The sequence below is a fragment of the Roseateles puraquae genome (assembly GCF_002205845.1).
Taxonomy (GTDB): Bacteria; Pseudomonadota; Gammaproteobacteria; order Burkholderiales; family Burkholderiaceae_C; genus Pelomonas; species Pelomonas puraquae.
This window is the reverse complement of sequence record NZ_NISI01000001.1, coordinates 288151-303767: the sequence shown is the minus strand read 5'-3', so window position 1 is coordinate 303767 and position 15617 is coordinate 288151. Positions and strand designations below refer to the sequence as shown.

The 15617-nt window shown below is 68.7% G+C and carries 15 protein-coding genes and 1 other RNA gene; 4 read left to right on the top strand and 12 right to left on the bottom strand.

Features of this window, described 5'->3' with window-relative positions:
• Positions 1-373: a transfer-messenger RNA gene (gene ssrA, locus CDO81_RS01400) on the top strand.
• A gap of 63 nt (positions 374-436) precedes the next feature.
• Here ssrA and lexA read toward each other — a convergent pair.
• Positions 437-1108 (bottom strand): transcriptional repressor LexA, encoded by a 672-nt coding sequence (gene lexA, locus CDO81_RS01395; RefSeq protein ID WP_088482395.1) that lies wholly within the window; start codon positions 1106-1108, stop codon positions 437-439.
• Between the two features lie 67 nt (positions 1109-1175).
• On the opposite strand from lexA, the gene CDO81_RS01390 reads away from it, so the two are divergent.
• Positions 1176-2111, top strand: coding sequence for an asparaginase (locus CDO81_RS01390; protein WP_241516806.1), 936 nt, complete (start codon positions 1176-1178; stop codon positions 2109-2111).
• On the opposite strand, the gene CDO81_RS01385 is transcribed toward CDO81_RS01390, so the two are convergent.
• The 3 genes from CDO81_RS01385 to CDO81_RS01375 all read right to left on the bottom strand — a co-directional run bounded on the left by CDO81_RS01385 (position 2112) and on the right by CDO81_RS01375 (position 4700).
• Positions 2112-3575, bottom strand: coding sequence for an esterase-like activity of phytase family protein (locus CDO81_RS01385; protein ID WP_088481373.1), 1464 nt, complete (start codon positions 3573-3575; stop codon positions 2112-2114). It lies immediately after the preceding gene.
• Positions 3576-3712: 137 nt separating this feature from the next.
• On the bottom strand, positions 3713-4147 hold the full coding sequence (locus tag CDO81_RS01380) for an organic hydroperoxide resistance protein (RefSeq protein WP_088481372.1): 435 nt from the start codon (positions 4145-4147) through the stop codon (positions 3713-3715).
• A gap of 58 nt (positions 4148-4205) precedes the next feature.
• Positions 4206-4700: a MarR family winged helix-turn-helix transcriptional regulator gene (locus tag CDO81_RS01375; RefSeq protein ID WP_088481371.1), complete on the bottom strand. Its 495-nt coding sequence runs from the start codon at positions 4698-4700 to the stop codon at positions 4206-4208.
• A gap of 118 nt (positions 4701-4818) precedes the next feature.
• Between CDO81_RS01375 and CDO81_RS01370 the strand changes: the two genes are divergently transcribed.
• Positions 4819-5178, top strand: a complete 360-nt coding sequence (locus CDO81_RS01370; RefSeq protein ID WP_088481370.1) for a DUF1304 domain-containing protein — start codon at positions 4819-4821, stop codon at positions 5176-5178.
• Between the two features lie 30 nt (positions 5179-5208).
• Here CDO81_RS01370 and CDO81_RS01365 read toward each other — a convergent pair whose 3' ends face one another.
• From CDO81_RS01365 to CDO81_RS01340, 6 genes are read right to left on the bottom strand one after another with little or no spacing between them, the layout of a single operon-like run.
• Positions 5209-7149: an ATP-binding cassette domain-containing protein gene (locus CDO81_RS01365; protein ID WP_088481369.1), complete on the bottom strand. Its 1941-nt coding sequence runs from the start codon at positions 7147-7149 to the stop codon at positions 5209-5211.
• Positions 7146-8018: a 50S ribosomal protein L3 N(5)-glutamine methyltransferase gene (prmB, locus tag CDO81_RS01360; protein ID WP_088481368.1), complete on the bottom strand. Its 873-nt coding sequence runs from the start codon at positions 8016-8018 to the stop codon at positions 7146-7148. The genes CDO81_RS01365 and prmB overlap by 4 nt, the downstream gene beginning before the upstream one ends.
• Positions 8015-9178: a PilT/PilU family type 4a pilus ATPase gene (locus CDO81_RS01355; RefSeq protein WP_088481367.1), complete on the bottom strand. Its 1164-nt coding sequence runs from the start codon at positions 9176-9178 to the stop codon at positions 8015-8017. The genes prmB and CDO81_RS01355 overlap by 4 nt, the downstream gene beginning before the upstream one ends.
• Before the next feature lie 2 nt (positions 9179-9180).
• Positions 9181-10005, bottom strand: coding sequence for a 2,3,4,5-tetrahydropyridine-2,6-dicarboxylate N-succinyltransferase (gene dapD / locus CDO81_RS01350; RefSeq protein ID WP_088481366.1), 825 nt, complete (start codon positions 10003-10005; stop codon positions 9181-9183).
• Entirely contained in the window at positions 10002-11207 is a 1206-nt protein-coding gene (gene dapC / locus CDO81_RS01345; RefSeq protein ID WP_088481365.1) for a succinyldiaminopimelate transaminase, read from the bottom strand. Before dapC ends, dapD begins: the two co-directional genes overlap by 4 nt.
• A complete protein-coding gene (locus CDO81_RS01340; RefSeq protein WP_158218131.1) occupies positions 11204-12526 on the bottom strand; it encodes a tetratricopeptide repeat protein in 1323 nt (440 codons plus the stop codon). Before CDO81_RS01340 ends, dapC begins: the two co-directional genes overlap by 4 nt.
• Positions 12527-12617: 91 nt before the next feature.
• Here CDO81_RS01340 and CDO81_RS01335 point away from each other — a divergent pair, with 91 nt between their 5' ends.
• Positions 12618-13415, top strand: coding sequence for a PEP-CTERM sorting domain-containing protein (locus tag CDO81_RS01335; protein ID WP_158218130.1), 798 nt, complete (start codon positions 12618-12620; stop codon positions 13413-13415).
• Here CDO81_RS01335 and CDO81_RS01330 read toward each other — a convergent pair.
• On the bottom strand, positions 13384-14829 hold the full coding sequence (locus CDO81_RS01330) for a protein kinase domain-containing protein (RefSeq protein WP_338139973.1): 1446 nt from the start codon (positions 14827-14829) through the stop codon (positions 13384-13386). The genes CDO81_RS01335 and CDO81_RS01330 overlap by 32 nt on opposite strands.
• On the bottom strand, positions 14826-15602 hold the full coding sequence (locus tag CDO81_RS01325) for a metallophosphoesterase family protein (RefSeq protein ID WP_088481362.1): 777 nt from the start codon (positions 15600-15602) through the stop codon (positions 14826-14828). The genes CDO81_RS01330 and CDO81_RS01325 overlap by 4 nt, the downstream gene beginning before the upstream one ends.
• Between the last annotated feature and the right edge of the window lie 15 nt (positions 15603-15617).

Below are 15617 nucleotides of genomic sequence, written 5' to 3'. Positions count from 1 at the left end.
GGGGCCGACCTGGTTTCGACGTGGGTGCGGATCCGGAGTAGGGCATGCCGAGCACCAGTCCGCTCGTAAAACCACTGGAAACAAAGTAACTGCAAACGACTCTACGTTCGCACTCGCCGCTTAATTGCGGTTGAGCTTCTCAACGGCAGGCCGATGGGCCGGGCTGAGTTCCGCAAGGGGCAAGGCTGAGAAGTCACTCACATCGGCTGGCGTCGTGTCGGGTCACTCGGCATGGCGTGAGATCAAGTGACTGGCGGGAAAGCTAGCGTGCCACTGCGCGAGTTGACCGTGAGATTCAAATCAGCCGGCTAAGCATGTAGATCTGCCCGGTGATGGCTTGCGGACGGGGGTTCAATTCCCCCCGGCTCCACCATCAAACCAAAAGGGCCCGTGTCGGTGACACGGGCCCTTTTCCTTTCTTTTCAGAGGTAGGGCTTCAATTGAATCCCTGCCCGCGAATCAGGCCAACGGCGAGGCCCTCGATGCTGAAACTCTCGCTGTTTTCATCGATGACGATGGGCTGGAAATCGGGGTTCTCGGGCAGCAGCTGGATGCCGTCCGGGCTGCGTTTGAAGCGCTTGACCGTCACTTCTTCGCCGACGCGCGCCACGACGATCTGGCCATTGCGCGCTTCGCTGGCGGACTGCACGGCGAGCAGGTCGCCGTCGAGGATGCCGATATCGCGCATGCTCATGCCCTTGACCTTGAGCAGGTAGTCGGGCCGGCGGGAGAAGAGGCCGGGTTCAACCGTGTAGGTTTGCTCCACGTGCTCCTGCGCCAGGATGGGGGCGCCGGCAGCCACGCGGCCGATCAGGGGGAGGGTCAACTGGGCGAGGGCGGGCAGCGGCAGACTGAACTGGCGCGCGCGGTTCACGGCGTCGAGCTGGTCGGATTTGAGACGAATCCCGCGGGAGGTGCCGCCCACGAGTTCCAGCATGCCTTTGCGGGCCAGCGCCTGCAGATGTTCTTCAGCCGCGTTGGCGGATTTGAAACCGAGCTCGGCGGCGATTTCGGCGCGGGTTGGCGGGGCGCCGGTGCTTTCGATGGCGTTGCGGACCAGGTCGAAGATCTGTTGCTGGCGGGCGGTAAGCTTGGGACGGTCTTGCACAGGCGGCCTTCTGAATGTGGCTGGAAATCTGTCCAGCAACTGTATTTTCATCCAGGAATCCAAGAAATTGCAAACTCCCGCTGATCTGATCGTCATTCTGGGCACGGGCGGCACGATTGCCGGCACCGCGCAATCTGCCAGCGATGGCGTCGGCTATACCGCGGCGCAATTGCGCGTGGAGGATCTGCTGGCGGCCGTGCCGGCGCTGTCGTCACGGCGTTTGGAGGCGCACCAGGTGGCGCAACTGGACAGCAAGGACATGGATTTCGCCACCTGGCAGCGGCTGGCGCAGGCCGTCAGCACGCATCTGGCGCGGCCCGAGGTGGCAGGCATCGTCATCACGCATGGCACCGACACGCTGGAGGAGACGGCCTATTTCCTTCAACGCGTGCTGGCGCCGGCCAAGCCCGTGGTGATGACTGCCGCGATGCGGCCCGCCACGGCGCTCGCGCCCGACGGACCGCAGAACCTGTTCGACGCCGTCCAGGTCGCGGCGACGCCGGGAGCGGCCGGCGTGGTGCTGGCCTTTGCGGGGCGGGTGCATGACGCGCGCCAGGTGCGCAAGGCGCACAGCTACCGGGTCGATGCCTTTGAATCAACGGACGGCGCTCTGGTCGCCCGGGTGGAAGAGGGCGTCGTGCGCGTGCTCGGCGCCTGGCCGGCCGGGGGCGCGCTGGGGTTGTCTCGCATCAGTCGCGAGGTGGCGCGCTGGCCGCGGGTGGAGATCGTCATGAACCACGCTGGCGCCGATGGCGCTGTGGTTCGCGCCTTGCGCGCCATGGGCGTGGACGGGCTGATCGCGGCTGGCACCGGGAACGGCACGTTGAGTGCTGCCCTGGATGCGGCCCTCCGCGAGGCGCAGGCAGCGGGCATCCAGGTCTGGCGCAGCACCCGTTGTGATGCGGGCCCGGTGATGGATCTGCCGGGCCTGCTGCCGAGTGCCGGTGCGCTCAGCCCGGTCAAGGCCCGGATCGAGATGATCCTGGGCCTGCTGGCGGGCTGATCAGCGTCGCTCGCCGCGGCGTGCCGACCGACGCGCGACCGAGACCAGGCCCAGCCCGGCCAGCAACATCGCGTAGGTGTGCGGCTCCGGCACGGCCGACACATAACCGGCGATGTCTGCGGTATAGCTGTGCAGCACGCCGGGCAGCAATTGATAGTCCGAGGTCAGCGTCGCGCTGGCCGAGGTGGCCGTGGCGAAGCAGCCGGTCGTGAGGCCCACCGGGCACTGGATGGACGAGGCGTAAGGGTCGCCGTCGGTCATGCGGAAGTAGACGTCGAACTGTGTGTTCGAGCCGTTCTGGGTGACGCTGTAGTCGTTGTCGGTGCCGGCCAGGATGACGTACTTGCCATTGGCGAGCTGCGGGCCGATGGCCAGCCCTTCCCACTTCTCAGGTGACTTGTTGCCCAGTGCGGCCAAGGTGTTGGCGTCCAGATCCATGATCTGTGCGCTCTTGGCGGCCGCGTTGATGCCGGTCGGCAGGGCGCCGCTGGCCGGCAGGTTGAGGCCGCTCACGTCGCTGGCGCTGCTGAGGTCGACTTCGAAGACGTTCTTGTCAGCACCACTGAGGGTGGCACCGACGCCGATGCCCCGGTTGTTGCGCTCCAGGATCAGGAAGCGGTTCGCGTCGATGGCGACCAGCGCCGAAATGCCGCGCCCCTGGCCCGAGCTGGCGAGCTGATAGGCGTACTGGCCGACGGCTTGGCCGGTCTGGATGTCGTACTTGACGATGCGTGTGTACTGCCCGCGCGTGCCGCTGCTGGCGTTGTAGCCGTCGGTGACGGTGCCGTTTTGCAGCACGGCGAAGGCGTAACGGCCGTCCGGCGTGATGGCCAGCGCTTCGAGGCCGCGGTTGCCCTCGCGGCCGCCCACGAGTTGGGGCGAGCTTCCCGCGGGTGCCAGCGCGTTGTAGTCGGTGCCCGAGGCGGTGTGCGGCACGAGGTTGGCCGGCGTCGTGAACTTGCGCAGCAGCTCACCGCTGCGGTTGAACTCGTAGACCGAGGGGCCGTACTCGTCGCTGACCAGCAGATTGCCGGTCACCGGGTTGACGACGATGCCTTCGGGGTCGAAAGACTTGCCCAGCACATTCGCGATGGCCGGGGCCTGGCCGTTGAGCGCCACACCCGCTTCGGTGAACTTCACGGTCTGCACGATCTGGAAGTTGGAGATCGCGCCGGACACCGGGTTGATGTCGATCGTGAAGCGCTGCACGCGCGTCTCGTAAGGCAGCACGCCGCCGCCCGGGCCGCGGTCAGACAGGCCCCACCATTCATTGCGGGTGCGGTCGTAGTAGATGTCCGAGAAAAAGCCGATGCGGCGATCGAAGTCGCTGCCGGTGGACAGGTCGAGCAGGGCGCCCGAGATGGCGATGCCGTTGACGAAGCTGACGTTGCTGACCGAGGTGGCGGCCATGGCCGAGGCGCTGGCCAGTGCCGTCAGTGCAAAAAGGGCGGGTCGAAAAAACATGAAGCCTCCGGACGGGTTGATGCGCGGGCAAATCAACCTCGGAGGCTAGAAAGCGGGCGTGACACATCCGTGACGGCGCCCTTGCACCACCCCCGATTGAGGGTGGCGGATAACCCGGGTTGCCCCGGGCCTCGGGCTCAGACGATGGTCAGCGTGACGTCGACGTTGCCGCGGGTGGCGTTCGAGTAGGGGCAGACCTCGTGGGCCGTGGCCACCAGGGCTTCCAGCTGGGCGCGGTCCATGCCGGGCACCGAGATCTTCATGTCGACCTGGATGCCGAAGGCGCCGGGCTTGTTGGCATGCGGGCCGATGGCGACGTCGCTGGTGATGCTGACTTCGGCCGGCAGAGCGATCTTCTGGCGGGCCGACACGGCCTTCATGGCGCCGATGAAGCAGGCCGAGTAGCCCGCGGCGAACAGCTGCTCGGGGTTGGTGCCGGCGGCACCGTCGCCGCCCAGCTGCTTGGGCGTGGTCAGCACTACGTCCAGTGCGCCGTCGGACGACTTGGCGGTGCCGGCGCGGCCGCCGGTGGCAGTGGCGGTGGCGGTGTAGAGGGCTTTCTCGATGGCCATGGTGGGCTCCTTTGGGTGGGGTGAAGTGAAACGGGGGTGGGCGGCTGCCTCAAGAGGGTCAGGCAGCCTCGGATGCCGCGGCCAACTGGCCGCGCAATTCGTGCAGCCGCCGGGTCAGGGCGGCGAGTTCAGTCAGGTCACAAGCGCTGGCGCAGGCGAGCTGGCCGGGGATGTCCAGTGCCTGGCGGCGCAGCTTGCGGCCAGCAGGCGTCAGGAAGATGTCGACCCGGCGCTCGTCGTCCTGGGCGCGGCGGCGCTCGAGATGCCCGAGTGCCTCCAGGCGCTTGAGCAGCGGCGTGAGCGTGCCGGAGTCGAGGGACAGCCGTTGGCCGAGCTGGCCCACGGCCAGGCCATCGGCCTCCCACAGCACGAGCATGACGAGGTACTGCGGATACGTGAGGCCCAGCGGCGCCAGCAGCGGCTTGTAGAGCTTGGTCATCGCTAGCGAGCTGCTGTACAGCGCAAAGCACAACTGCTGGTCCAGGCGCAACCATTGCTCCCGGGCGTCGGGGGGGCTGGTGGCGGTGTCGGCAGTGGCCTTGTGGCGTGGCATGGGCGAGAATGTAGATCGCAATTCAATTGCACACAATCAAAATGGTCTTTTGGGTGACAGCCGCCGCCGCGCCCGTCTGCGACCATGCGAGTCAAATCACTTTGAAGAGGAGAGGGCCATGCAGACCCTGGCTTTGGTGCTCGCGACGCTGCTCGCGCTGCTGCACGTGTACATCCTGGTGCTGGAGATGTTTTTCTGGACCAAGCCGCTCGGGCGCCGCGCCTTCGGGCTGAAGGCCGACTTCGCCGAGCAGAGCAAGGCCCTGGCGGCCAACCAGGGGCTCTACAACGGCTTCCTGGCTGCGGGGCTGGCCTGGGGTGTCATCCAGGGCGCCGCCGCTGGCAGGCCCTGGCTGATCTTCTTCGCGGGCTGTGTGGTGGTGGCGGGCGTGTTTGGTGCAGCCACGGCCTCGCGCAAGATCCTGTTCGTGCAGGCGCTGCCTGGCGCCTTGACGCTGGCGGCGGCGCTGGCCGCCTGAGCGGCGACGCAGCCAGGCCCGCTGGGCGCGTCAGGCGCTCATCGCCTCGATCTGCTCGCCGAGTTCGAGCCAGCGCATTTCATCGGCTTCGAGCTGGTCGCCAATCGCCTTCAGGCGCCGTCCCATCTCGGCGATGGCTGAGGCGGCTGCGCCTTCGGCCAGCTGCGCTTCGATCTCCGCACGCTCCGCGGCGAGGGCCTGCAGGCGCTTGTCGATCGCCTCCATTTCCTTGCGCAGCGGCCGGGTGAGCTCGGCCAGCTTCGCGCGCGCCTGGCCCGAGGCCTTGCGGTCTTCACGCGAAGCCGGCGGTGGCGCGGGCGCCGCCACCGCCACCGGCGCGGCGGAAGGGGCCTTCTTGGCGGCGCGCGAGGCTTCCTTGCTCTGGTCGAGCAGCCAGCGCTGGTAGTCGTCCAGGTCACCGTCGAAGGGCTTGACGACGCCGTCGGCCACCAGCCAGAACTCGTCGCAGACTTCCCGGAGCAGCGCCCGGTCATGGCTCACGAGCATGACGGTGCCCTCGAACTCGTTGAGCGCCATGGACAGCGCCTCACGGGTGTTCAGGTCCAGGTGGTTGGTGGGTTCGTCCAGCAGCAGTAGGTTGGGGCGCTGCCACACCAGCATCGCCAGCACCAGGCGGGCCTTCTCGCCGCCTGAGAGGCTGCCGACCTGCTGGTTGACCATGTCACCGGTGAAGCGGAACTGCCCGAGGAAGTCGCGCAGCTCCTGCTCGCGCCCGGGCGGGCCGACATCGCGCGCCAGGCGCACCATGTGCTCGAGCGGGCCCTCGTCCAGGCGCAGCACGTCCAGTTCCTGCTGGGCAAAGTAGCCGATGGACAGGCCCTTGCCCTCGGTGAGCTTGCCGCTCATCGGCGCCTGCGTGCGGGCGATGGTCTTGACCAGCGTTGACTTGCCCTGGCCATTGGCGCCGAGGATGCCGATGCGCTGACCGGCCAGCACGGACCGGTCCACGCCGCGGACGATGATCTTGTCACCTTCCTCGGTCCGATAACCTGCCGACAGCTCGTCGAACATGAGCATCGGATTGGGCAGGCTCAGCGGCTCACGGAACTCGAAGTTGAAGTCCGCCGCCGTCAGCACCGGGGCGAGCTTTTCCATGCGCTCCAGCGCCTTCACGCGGCTCTGCGCCTGCTTGGCCTTGCTGGCCTTGGCCTTGAAGCGGTCGATGAACTTCTGCAGGTGCGCCACCTTCTCCTGCTGGCGCTCGAAGGCCGCCTGCTGCAGCACCATGCGTTCGGCGCGCTGGCTTTCGAAGCTGGTGTAGTTGCCGCCGTAGCGCACCAGCTTGCCTTCGTCCAGGTGCAGCGTGACCTTGGTGATGGCGTCCAGGAACTCGCGGTCGTGGCTGATGATGATCAGCGTGCCCTCGTAGCGCTGCAGCCAGGCTTCCAGCCAGACCAGGGCGTCCAGGTCCAGGTGGTTGGTGGGCTCGTCCAGCAGCATCAGCTCGGCCGGGCACATCAGCGCGCGGGCGAGTTGCAACCGCATGCGCCAGCCACCGGAGAAGCTGTTGACGGGCGCGTCGAGCTGCTCGGTGCGGAAGCCCAGGCCCATCAGCAGCGACTGCGCGCGGGCGCGGGCATCGAAGGCGCCAGCATCGGCCAGGGCGGCATGGGCATCGGCCATGGCGTGGCCATCGTTGGCCGCCTCGGCGGCGGCCAGGGCGGCGCGGGCGGCCATCAGCGAGGTGTCGCCTTCGAGCACGAAGTCGGTCGCGCCGTCTTCGGTCTCCGGCATGTTCTGGGCCACTTCGGAGCGGCGCCAGTGCCGCGGCACCTCCACGTCACCTCGGTCGTTGGACAGGCGCCCGGTCAGCAGCGCAAACAGGCTGGACTTGCCCGCCCCGTTGCGGCCCACCAGGCCGATCTTCTCGCCGGGCTGCAGCGTGGCGGACGCGCCGTCCAGCACCACCTTGACGCCGCGGCGCAGCGTGATGTCGCGCAGCGTAATCACAGCAGCTGGTCCTTGGTGATGAGCAGCACCTGGTCGGCGCCGGAAGAGGTTTCCATCCAGACGACTTCCAGCGCCGGGAAGGCGGCTTCGAAGTACGGCCGTTCGTTGCCGATCTCCAGCACCAGCACGCCGGTGTCGGTCAGCGCTGCCGGAGCGTCGCGCAGCAGCTGGCGGATGAAGTCCATGCCGTCGCTGCCGCCGGCCAGGGCCAGTTCCGGCTCGGCGCGGTACTCGGCGGGCAGGGCGGCCATGCTGGCGCTGTTGACGTACGGCGGGTTGCACAGGATGAGGTCGTAGGCACCGCCGCCCTGGGCCAGCGCACCGGCCAGGCCGTCACCCTGCAGCAGCCGGATGCGCTTGGCCAAGTCGTGACGTTCGACATTCAGGCGGGCCACAGCCAGTGCGTCGGCGCTCAGATCCAGCGCATCGACTTCGACTTCCGGCCACCCCATGGCGGCCAGTACGGCCAGGCTGCCGTTGCCGGTGCACAGGTCCAGCACGCGGCGGCTGTCGGGGTGCAGCCAGGGGTCGATGCTGGCGTCGGCGATCAGTTCAGCGATGAAGCTGCGCGGCACGATGGCGCGCTCGTCGATGGTGAAGGGCACGCCCTGCAGCCAGGCCTCGCCGGTCAGGTAGGCCGCCGGCTTGCGCGTGCTGATGCGCTGGTCCACCAGCGCTGCGATGGCGGCCTGCTCGGCGGGGTTCAGTTCGCGTTGTTCGTGCTCGTCCAGCGCGTCCAGGGGCAGACCCAGGCGCCACAGCGTCAGCCACATGGCCTCGTCGAACGCGTTCGTGGTGCCATGTCCAAAAAACAAGCCCGCCTGGGCGAGGCGGGCGGCTTGGGTTTCAATGCAGTCGATCAGCTTCAAGTGGCGCGGACGTCCAGGGTGATTTCGGTGAAGCTGGCTTCGTCGCCAGCCTTCTCTTCCTTGCGCGGCGCACTGGGCAGGCGCGCGCCAGCGGTCTCGTTCTGCAGCCGCCACAAGAGGTTGGTCGGCGAATCGGCGAAGGCCAGGCCTTCTTCGCGGGTGATGATGCCTTCGCCGATGAGCTTGGCGAAGTGCTCTTCGTAGGTTTGCGAGCCTTCGGCGATGGACTTCTCCATGGCCTCTTTCACACCGGCAAAGTCGCCTTGCTCGATGAGCTCGGCGGTCAGCTTGGTGTTCAGCAGGATCTCCACCACCGGCACGCGGCCGCCCGCGGTGGCGCGCACCAGGCGCTGCGAGACCACCGCCTTGAGGCCGGCCGCCAGGTCGTTCAGCAGGGCCGGGCGGGACTCCGGCGTGTAGAACGACAGGATGCGGTTCAGCGCGTGGTAGGTGTTGTTGCCGTGCAGCGTCGCCACCACCAGGTGGCCTGACAGCGCATAGCTGATGGCGGCGGTCATGGTCTCGCGGTCGCGGATCTCGCCGATCAGGATGCAGTCGGGCGCCTGGCGCAGCGCGTTCTTCAGCGCGATCTGCAGCGACGCGGTGTCACGGCCGATCTCGCGCTGGTTGACCACCGAGCGCTTGTTGCTGAAGAGGTATTCGATCGGGTCCTCGATGGTGAGGATGTGCCCGGTCATGGTCTGGTTGCGCAGCTCCAGCATGGACGCGAGCGTGGTGCTCTTGCCGGTGCCGGTGGCGCCCACCATCAGGATGAGGCCGCGCTTCTCCTTGATCAGGTTGCCCAGGATGGGCGGCAGGCGCAGGGACTCGATGGTCGGGATGTCGTGCGGGATGTGGCGGAACACCCCGGCAATGGAGCCGCGCTGGCGAAAGCCCGACAGGCGAAAGCTCCCCACGCCGTTGACCGACACCGCGAGGTTGAGCTCGCCGGAATTGTCGAGCTCGGCGAGCGACGCCGGGTCGATGACCTCCGCGATCAGCTGCCGCGGTTGAGGCGGCGTCAGGAGCTGGTCTGACAGCTGCACGGTCTGTCCGTTGATGCGGATCAGCACCGGCATGTTGGCCGACAGGTAGCAGTCCGATGCACCCTTGTCGGCCATCAGCCGCAGGATGCGCTCCATGTTGCCGCCGGTTGCCATGATCAGCTGCGCAGCAGTTCGTTGATGCTCGTCTTGGAGCGGGTCTGGGCGTCCACGCGCTTGACGATGATGGCCGCGTACAGGCTGTAGCGGCCGCCGTCCTTGGGCAGGCTGCCCGAGATGACGACCGAGCCCGCCGGGATGCGGCCGTAGCTGACGGTGTCGGTGGCGCGGTCGTAGATCGGCGTGCTCTGACCGATGTAGACGCCCATCGAGATGACCGAGTTCTCTTCAACGATGACGCCTTCCACCACCTCGGAGCGGGCGCCGATGAAGCAGTTGTCTTCGATGATGGTCGGGTTGGCCTGCAGCGGCTCCAGCACGCCGCCGATGCCCACGCCGCCCGAAAGGTGCACGTTCTTGCCGATCTGGGCGCAGGAGCCGACGGTGGCCCAGGTGTCCACCATGGCGCCTTCGTCCACATAGGCGCCGATGTTCACGTAGCTGGGCATCAGCACCACGTTCTTGGCCTGGTAGCTGCCGCGACGCGCCACCGCCGGAGGCACCACGCGCACGCCGGTGGCACGCAGCTGGGCTTCACTCATGCCTGCGAACTTGGTGGGCACCTTGTCGAAGAAGGTGAGGTCCTTATCGCCCATCAGGCGGTTGTCGTTCAGGCGGAAGGACAGCAGCACCGCCTTCTTGATCCACTGGTGCACCGTCCATTGGCCCACGCCTTCGCGCGTGGCCACCCGCAGGCGGCCGGCGTCGAGCTCGGCAATGACGTGCTCGACCGCTTCACGCAGCTCGGGCGCGTTGGTCGGGTCCAGCGAGGCGCGGTTGTCCCAGGCGAGGTCGATCAGGCTTTGCAGTTCAGCGGTGTTCATGCGAGAGATTTCGTGAAGGAGACGATGCGGTGCGCGGCTTCCAGGCACTCGGCCTCTTCGGCCACAAGGGCCAGGCGGATGCGACCGGCGCCAGGGTTGATGCCATGGGCCTCGCGAGCCAGCAGGCTGCCCGGCAGGACCGCGAGATTGTATTGAGCGAGCAGGCCCTGGGCGAAGGCGACGTCGTTACCGCCTGGAACAGCGGCCCAGAGGTAGAAGCCGGCGTCCGGCAGGGCGACGTCCAGGACCTCGGAGAGCAGGGGCGTCACCTCGGCGAACTTGGCGCGATAGCGGGCGCGGTTGTCCACCACATGGGCCTCGTCGCCCCAGGCGGCGATGCTGGCCGCCTGCACGATCGGGCTCATGGCGCTGCCGTGGTAGGTGCGGTAGAGCAGGAACTTCTTGAGCAGCGCCGCGTCTCCGGCCACGAAGCCCGAGCGCAGGCCGGGCACGTTGGAGCGCTTGGACAGCGAGGTGAAGGCGATCAGGTTGCGGAAGTCCGCGCGGCCCAGCCGGGCGGCGGCTTTCAGGCCGCCGAGCGGGGCCTCATCCCGGAAGTAGATCTCCGAATAGCACTCGTCCGAGGCGATCACGAAGCCGTGGCGGTCACTCAACTCGAACAGGCGCTGCCATTCGGCCAGCGGCATCACGGCGCCGCTCGGGTTGCCGGGGGAGCACACATAAAGCAGCTGGGTGCGCGCCCAGGTGGCGTCGTCGATCTGCGACCAGTCGACCGCGAAATTGCGGGCCGGGTCGGCATTGGCGTAGGCCACCTCGGCGCCGGCCAGCAGCGCGGCCCCCTCGTAGATTTGGTAGAACGGGTTGGGGCAGACGACCGTGGCCCCGGCGCGGGACGCGTCGACCACCGTCTGGGCGATGGCGAACAGGGCTTCGCGCGAGCCGTTCACCGGCAGGATCTGCGTGGCCGGGTCCACCGCCAGGGCATAGCGGCGCGAGATCCATGCTGCGATGGCCTCGCGCAAGGCCGGTGTGCCGGCGGTGGCGGGGTAGGCGGCCAGGCTTTTCATGGATGCCTGGATGGCGTCGGCAATCAAGGCGGGCGCGGCATGCCGGGGCTCGCCGATGCCGAGCGAGATCGGGGTGAACGCGGGGTTGGGCGTGATGCCGGCGGTCAGCTGGCGCAGGCGTTCGAACGGGTAGGGGTGCAGCCGCTCGAGCCGCGGGTTGGCGGGAAAGCTCATGCGGGAATGATAGGGGTGCCGTCCCGGTCGGCGGCGAGGCCCCAGTGGACCAGCCGTTCGCCAAATGCCGGCAGGGGCCGCAGCGAATCGAAGGCCGGATCCACCGCGGCACAGACCAGGTTGAAATCGTGCAGCGCCGCGGCGCGGTCCAGCCAGTGCAGCGCGCCAGGGGCATCCTGCAGCCGCGCACGCACCATCGCGAGCTGGTAGGGCGGTGCCGCGCCAGCCTCGAAGCGCTGCGTCAGCTCGCCGAAGGTCGCTTCTGCTGCTGCCGCGTCGCCCTGCAGCGCGAGCGCCTGAGCGAGGCCGCACAGCCCGATGCTCAGGCTCGGCAGGGACGCCTGCAATTGGCGGTAGGCCCGCTCGCCGGCCGCATGCCGGCCCTCGTACAGGTGCAGGGCTGCCGACAGCGACTGCGCCACCACATGGCCGGGCGCCACGCTGAGCACGTCCTCGAAGCCGGCGGCGGCCTGGGCGTAGTTGCGCTCGTACAGCGCGATCAGGGACTCATGCACGCGGTAGGTCAGCGACAGCGGGTCCCGCGCCCGGGCGGCGGCATAGGCGCGCCGTGCGGCGTCGAAGCGCCGGGCGTACATCAGCATCCAGCCTTCGCGGGCATGCAAGGGGGCGGAGGGGGCGAGCAGCTGGGCTCGGCGGACTTCCTGCAGCGCTTGAGGCCAGGTGCGGTCATGACTGAAGGCCACCAGGGCCAGCAAGCTGTGGGCTTCGGCCCGCTCGACGTCGGGCAGCCGCGGATCAGCCAGCGCGCGCCGGGCAGCCTCGCGGGCCGCGGGCATGGCGCCGGGTGCTGGCAGGGTCGTCAGGCCGACCGCAGAGACCAGGGCGGCCGATTTGAGCAACCAGGCGAGGCCGAGGTCGGGCGCTTCGCCCAGGGCCTGCTCGGCCAGCGACACGGCCCGCTGGCTCGCGGGCAGCGTGCCCAATGCGAGCGCGGCACGGCCCAGGTGGACGGCCTCTGGCACCGGACGCAGTCGAGGCCGTACTTCGATCTGGTAGCTGCCGATGGGCAAGGCGAATTCGATCGCGGCCTCGCGGCCTTCGCCCGCGTAATAGTCGGCGAGCTTCTGGCGCAGCCGTCGCGCCTCCACGCGCACGATGGAGTCGCTGCGGGGGTCGAACTGGTCGGCCCGGCGGTGGAACACCGCCACGCCCAAGGCCATCTCCCGCAGACCGGCGCTGTCGCCCGCCCGGGCGAGGGCGAGCAGATGCCGCAGGAAGCGAAGGTGCCGGTGCGCCCGACGGAAGGGCGCACTGGCGGCCAGCCGGCCCAGCTCGGCATCGACGAGTGCGGCATCCATGACCCGCAGCATGCCCGACTCGTCACCTGCTCGTCACCCCCGGAACGCCGGTCGCCGGCGCACAGTCACTGCATCACTTCGGGGGATGATCATGACCAGGATCCAATGCGCGCTTCGCCTGCTGGCGGCGTTGCTGCTCAGCGCCAGCCTCTGCGCCCGCGCGGAGCTGACCTTTGACTACCGCGTGTCGGTCTACTGGGTGAGCTTCGCGGACCTGAGCTTTTCCAACGCCAATGCCCGCTACGACGTGCATGTCGACGTCAGCGGCCAGGATGGCGACCAGTTCACCGGCTACAGGCCCTCGGTGCGCACCGGCCAGGTCGGGTTCAGCTGGACGCCGGGAACGTATAGCGGCACCAGCGATGCCTTCCTGACCCTGAGCCACCTCGTCGACCCGGGCAGCAGCGGCGCGGCCGTGGGCGACCTGGCGCTCAGTGGTGGCACGCGCGGCGCCTACGACTTCGGCTACGACACGCCGGCAGCTGACCTGGGTAGCAGCTTCCTGCAGACGGGCACCGCGTCGGGCCACCGGGTGCTGGACTTCCGCGGGGGTGGCAATGGCCTGCTGGACGCCGGCAACCTGTTCGTGCTGGTGGTGTTCGCCCAGGGCGACTGGACGGGTGCCAACGCCTCGCAGCTGCAGCTGCTGGGCATCAACCCCGCGTTCAATGTCACCGACAACTTCAGCACCTACAACGCGGCGCTCGACGCCACGATCTTCACGGCCAGTGCCCTGTCGGACGGCAGCGCGACATTCGGCCCCGACCTGCAGTTCCGCCTGCTGGGCGAGGCGTTGCCGGTGCCCGAGCCCCAGCCCGTGGCGCTGCTCGGGGCGGGGCTGCTGGCGATGCTCGTGATCAGCCGCCGACGGGTTCGCGCACGACGGTGACCGTGCAGTCCGACTCGGCCACCACCTGGCCCGACACGCTGCCCAGGTAGCGCCTCAGCGCTGACGAGCCGCGGGCGCCCATGACGATGTGGTCCACGCCATTGCGGTGGGCGAAGTCGATGATGGCGCCGGCTGGGTCCGGCGCCTCGAGCACGTGGAAGGTCAGCCGGCCGTCCTCCAGGTTCAGGGCCTTGCTGATCGGACGCGCCCAGTGCTTCAACGCGATGAGCTGCTTCACGTGCAGGCTCTGGCCGTGCTTGTCGGTCAGCTCGTCGATGCCGATGCGGTTCACGCGCATGATGCTCACGCAGGCCAGCCGCGCGCCGGCCTCGGTCTGCACGATGCGGCGCACCGTCTCGCAGAGCTGGCTCAGCAGCTCGGGCGTGGCGTTGTCGACATCGACGGCCGCCATGACGATGGGGCTGCGCGCCAGCTGCTGGCCGGCCGGCGCGGGCGGCGGTGGCTCGGCCCCGAGAGCGAAGAACCAGCGCTTGAGGCGGAGCATGCTGCTGCTCACGCGCAGCTTCTCCGCGCGGGCCGTCAGCGCCACGCCGGCCGGCTCGCGCAGGTCCAGCGCCAGTTGCGCGGCGCTCTGGTAGCGGCGTTCCGGGTTGACCTCCAGGCAGTGCAGGATGATTTCCTGCAGCCAGGCCGGCAGTTCGGGCCGGATGGCGCGCGGCGGCACGGGCTCGACGAACAGCCGGCGGCGCAGGCCGCGCACCGAGTTGGGCTGGCCAAACGGGCGCTCGCCCGTGGCGAGGTGGTAGAGCATCACGCCCAGGGCGAACAGGTCGCTGCGTGGGTCGTTGCGCACGAACTGCACCTGCTCCGGGCTCATGTACGGGCCGGTGCCCATCGGCAGCGTGAACTCTTCTTCAAGCAGGTCCGGCAGGTGCTCGTGGCGGCTCAGGCCGAAGTCGACCAGCACGGCGGTGCCGTCGGGCCGGAACATGATGTTGCTGGGCTTGATGTCCAGGTGCACCACATGCTGGCGGTGCAGGGCGGCCAGGGCCGTGGCCACCCGGGCGCCGATGTCGGCCACCTCTTCGGGCGGGAGCGGCGCGTCGTCCAGCCGCGGGCGCAGCGTGTCGCCAGGGATGCGCTCCATGACCACGAAGGCCTGGCGCGTCCAGTCGCCGCGGGCCACGAAGCGGGGGACGTGCGGGCCGCTGAGCTGCGGCATCAGCATCTGCTCCACCTCGAAGCCGACGATGGTGGCCGGGTCTTCGCCACCCTTGATGCGTGGCACCTTCATCAGGAGCTCAAAGCCAGGGTCCTCGCCCTCCACGCGTGTGACGCGCCAGAGGTTGGCCATGCCGCCCTGGTGCAGGCGCTCCTGCAAACGGAAGCCGTCCAGCACCTGGCCCGCTTCCAGCGGCGCGGGCGGCGTGGGCAGCGCCGTGCCGCCCATCATTCGCCCAGGGTCAGGCGGCGCGCCAGCCGCTCGGCGATGGCGCCGGGCAGCGTGCTGGCCCGCAGGGCGGCGCAGGCGGCGTCCACGTCGTAGGCCACGCGCTGGAAGGTGATGCGGGCATCGTCCAGCTCGGAGCGCGACGGGTCCAGCAGCGCATAGCAGGCCGCCGGATTGCCATCCCGCGGCTGGCCGCAGGAGCCGGGGATGACCAGCCATTGCCGGTGCGTCGGCAGCGGCATCGGCACGCCCGCCACCGGCCGGAAATCGCCGGCCTTGCCGGTGCCGGACAGGTGGAACAGCATCGGGTCGTGCATATGCCCGCACACCTGGATGCGTGCGGGATGCGCGTGCAGGCTCTTGACGGCTTCGGCGCGGCCCTGCACGTATTCCCAGCCCTTGGGGTCGAAGGCGTTGGCGTGCACGAAGAGGCAATGCCCCGGCTCGCCCAGTGACTGCAGCGGCAGCCGGCTCAGGAAACGAAGGTGGTCTTCATCGAGCTGCGCGCGTGTCCAGTCGATGACGGCGCGCGCGTCGGGGTGCATGCCGGGCGTGCTGCCATGGGCCACCGCCTCGTCATGGTTGCCCTGGATGGCGATGGCGCCTTCGGTGGCCAGCGCCATGACCTGGTCGAGCACCCAGGCCGGGTCAGCACCGTAGCCGACGAAATCGCCCAGCAGCGCGAAGTGGGTGGCGCCCTGAGTGCGGGCATCGGCGAGGACGGCCTCGAAGGCCTGCCGGTTGGCGTGAATGTCGGTGATGAAAGCCCAGCGCATCCCCGCAGCTTGCCA

What these genes read in the sequence shown, in the direction of transcription:
- CDO81_RS01355 (WP_088481367.1), bottom strand. Translation starts at nt 9,178, where the DNA reads ATGGCAACCGGCGGCAACATGGAGCGCATCCTGCGGCTGATGGCCGAC.
- dapC (WP_088481365.1), bottom strand. Translation starts at nt 11,207, where the DNA reads ATGAGCTTTCCCGCCAACCCGCGGCTCGAGCGGCTGCACCCCTACCCG.
- CDO81_RS01385 (WP_088481373.1), bottom strand. Translation starts at nt 3,575, where the DNA reads ATGTTTTTTCGACCCGCCCTTTTTGCACTGACGGCACTGGCCAGCGCC.
- dapD (WP_088481366.1), bottom strand. Translation starts at nt 10,005, where the DNA reads ATGAACACCGCTGAACTGCAAAGCCTGATCGACCTCGCCTGGGACAAC.
- CDO81_RS01380 (WP_088481372.1), bottom strand. Translation starts at nt 4,147, where the DNA reads ATGGCCATCGAGAAAGCCCTCTACACCGCCACCGCCACTGCCACCGGC.
- CDO81_RS01340 (WP_158218131.1), bottom strand. Translation starts at nt 12,526, where the DNA reads ATGGATGCCGCACTCGTCGATGCCGAGCTGGGCCGGCTGGCCGCCAGT.
- CDO81_RS01335 (WP_158218130.1), top strand. Translation starts at nt 12,618, where the DNA reads ATGACCAGGATCCAATGCGCGCTTCGCCTGCTGGCGGCGTTGCTGCTC.
- CDO81_RS01325 (WP_088481362.1), bottom strand. Translation starts at nt 15,602, where the DNA reads ATGCGCTGGGCTTTCATCACCGACATTCACGCCAACCGGCAGGCCTTC.
- CDO81_RS01370 (WP_088481370.1), top strand. Translation starts at nt 4,819, where the DNA reads ATGCAGACCCTGGCTTTGGTGCTCGCGACGCTGCTCGCGCTGCTGCAC.
- CDO81_RS01330 (WP_338139973.1), bottom strand. Translation starts at nt 14,829, where the DNA reads ATGATGGGCGGCACGGCGCTGCCCACGCCGCCCGCGCCGCTGGAAGCG.
- CDO81_RS01375 (WP_088481371.1), bottom strand. Translation starts at nt 4,700, where the DNA reads ATGCCACGCCACAAGGCCACTGCCGACACCGCCACCAGCCCCCCCGAC.